The 2,805-nt window shown below is 54.1% G+C and carries 1 rRNA gene; it reads left to right on the top strand.

Features of this window, described 5'->3' with window-relative positions:
• Positions 1-14: 14 nt before the first annotated feature.
• Positions 15-2,805, top strand: a 23S ribosomal RNA gene (locus OOJ60_RS24290); the annotation flags it as partial.

The following is a 2,805-nucleotide window of genomic DNA, read 5'->3' as shown; positions in this document are numbered from 1 at the left end:
TCTTCGGGTTGTGAGGTTAAGCGACCAAGCGTACACGGTGGATGCCCTGGCAGTCAGAGGCGATGAAGGACGTGCTAATCTGCGAAAAGCGTCGGCGAGGTGATATGAACCTTTGACCCGGCGATGTCCGAATGGGGAAACCCAGTGTGACTCGTCACACTATCGTTAACTGAATACATAGGTTAACGAGGCGAACCGGGGGAACTGAAACATCTAAGTACCCCGAGGAAAAGAAATCAACCGAGATTCCCCCAGTAGCGGCGAGCGAACGGGGAGCAGCCCAGAGCCTGAATCAGCCAGTGTGGTAGTGGAAGTGTCTGGAAAGGCACGCGATACAGGGTGACAGCCCCGTACACAAAACCGCACCGGTTGTGAGCTCGATGAGTAGGGCGGGACACGTGGTATCCTGTCTGAATATGGGGGGACCATCCTCCAAGGCTAAATACTCCTGACTGACCGATAGTGAACCAGTACCGTGAGGGAAAGGCGAAAAGAACCCCGGCGAGGGGAGTGAAAAAGAACCTGAAACCGTGTACGTACAAGCAGTGGGAGCCTCTTTATGGGGTGACTGCGTACCTTTTGTATAATGGGTCAGCGACTTATATTCTGTAGCAAGGTTAACCGTATAGGGGAGCCGCAGGGAAACCGAGTCTTAACTGGGCGTTAAGTTGCAGGGTATAGACCCGAAACCCGGTGATCTAGCCATGGGCAGGTTGAAGGTTGGGTAACACTAACTGGAGGACCGAACCGACTAATGTTGAAAAATTAGCGGATGACCTGTGGCTGGGGGTGAAAGGCCAATCAAACCGGGAGATAGCTGGTTCTCCCCGAAAGCTATTTAGGTAGCGCCTCGTGAATTCATCTCCGGGGGTAGAGCACTGTTTCGGCTAGGGGGCCATCCCGGCTTACCAACCCGATGCAAACTGCGAATACCGGAGAATGTTATCACGGGAGACACACGGCGGGTGCTAACGTCCGTCGTGAAGAGGGAAACAACCCAGACCGCCAGCTAAGGTCCCAAAGTCATGGTTAAGTGGGAAACGATGTGGGAAGGCTCAGACAGCCAGGATGTTGGCTTAGAAGCAGCCATCATTTAAAGAAAGCGTAATAGCTCACTGGTCGAGTCGGCCTGCGCGGAAGATGTAACGGGGCTAAACCATGCACCGAAGCTGCGGCAGCGACACTATGTGTTGTTGGGTAGGGGAGCGTTCTGTAAGCCGTTGAAGGTGTGTCGTGAGGCATGCTGGAGGTATCAGAAGTGCGAATGCTGACATAAGTAACGATAAAGCGGGTGAAAAGCCCGCTCGCCGGAAGACCAAGGGTTCCTGTCCAACGTTAATCGGGGCAGGGTGAGTCGACCCCTAAGGCGAGGCCGAAAGGCGTAGTCGATGGGAAACAGGTTAATATTCCTGTACTTGGTGTTACTGCGAAGGGGGGACGGAGAAGGCTATGTCGGCCGGGCGACGGTTGTCCCGGTTTAAGCGTGTAGGCTGACTTTCCAGGCAAATCCGGAGAGTCAAGGCTGAGGCGTGATGACGAGGCACTACGGTGCTGAAGTGACAAATGCCCTGCTTCCAGGAAAAGCCTCTAAGCATCAGGTAACATCAAATCGTACCCCAAACCGACACAGGTGGTCAGGTAGAGAATACCAAGGCGCTTGAGAGAACTCGGGTGAAGGAACTAGGCAAAATGGTGCCGTAACTTCGGGAGAAGGCACGCTGATATGTAGGTGAAGTCCCTCGCGGATGGAGCTGAAATCAGTCGAAGATACCAGCTGGCTGCAACTGTTTATTAAAAACACAGCACTGTGCAAACACGAAAGTGGACGTATACGGTGTGACGCCTGCCCGGTGCCGGAAGGTTAATTGATGGGGTTATCCGTAAGGAGAAGCTCTTGATCGAAGCCCCGGTAAACGGCGGCCGTAACTATAACGGTCCTAAGGTAGCGAAATTCCTTGTCGGGTAAGTTCCGACCTGCACGAATGGCGTAATGATGGCCAGGCTGTCTCCACCCGAGACTCAGTGAAATTGAACTCGCTGTGAAGATGCAGTGTACCCGCGGCAAGACGGAAAGACCCCGTGAACCTTTACTATAGCTTGACACTGAACACTGGTCCTTGATGTGTAGGATAGGTGGGAGGCTTTGAAGCGTGGACGCCAGTCTGCGTGGAGCCGCCCTTGAAATACCACCCTTTAATGGCTGGTGTTCTAACGTGGGCCCGTAATCCGGGTTGCGGACAGTGTCTGGTGGGTAGTTTGACTGGGGCGGTCTCCTCCTAAAGAGTAACGGAGGAGCACGAAGGTTGGCTAATCCTGGTCGGACATCAGGAGGTTAGTGCAATGGCATAAGCCAGCTTGACTGCGAGCGTGACGGCGCGAGCAGGTGCGAAAGCAGGTCATAGTGATCCGGTGGTTCTGAATGGAAGGGCCATCGCTCAACGGATAAAAGGTACTCCGGGGATAACAGGCTGATACCGCCCAAGAGTTCATATCGACGGCGGTGTTTGGCACCTCGATGTCGGCTCATCACATCCTGGGGCTGAAGTAGGTCCCAAGGGTATGGCTGTTCGCCATTTAAAGTGGTACGCGAGCTGGGTTTAGAACGTCGTGAGACAGTTCGGTCCCTATCTGCCGTGGGCGCTGGAGAACTGAGGGGGGCTGCTCCTAGTACGAGAGGACCGGAGTGGACGCATCACTGGTGTTCGGGTTGTCATGCCAATGGCACTGCCCGGTAGCTAAATGCGGAAGAGATAAGTGCTGAAAGCATCTAAGCACGAAACTTGCCCCGAGATGAGTTCTCCCTGA

Source organism: Citrobacter sp. R4, from assembly GCF_026719175.1.
Classification (GTDB): Bacteria; Pseudomonadota; Gammaproteobacteria; order Enterobacterales; family Enterobacteriaceae; genus Citrobacter_A; species Citrobacter_A sedlakii.
This window is presented reverse-complemented; position numbering and strand designations above follow the sequence as displayed.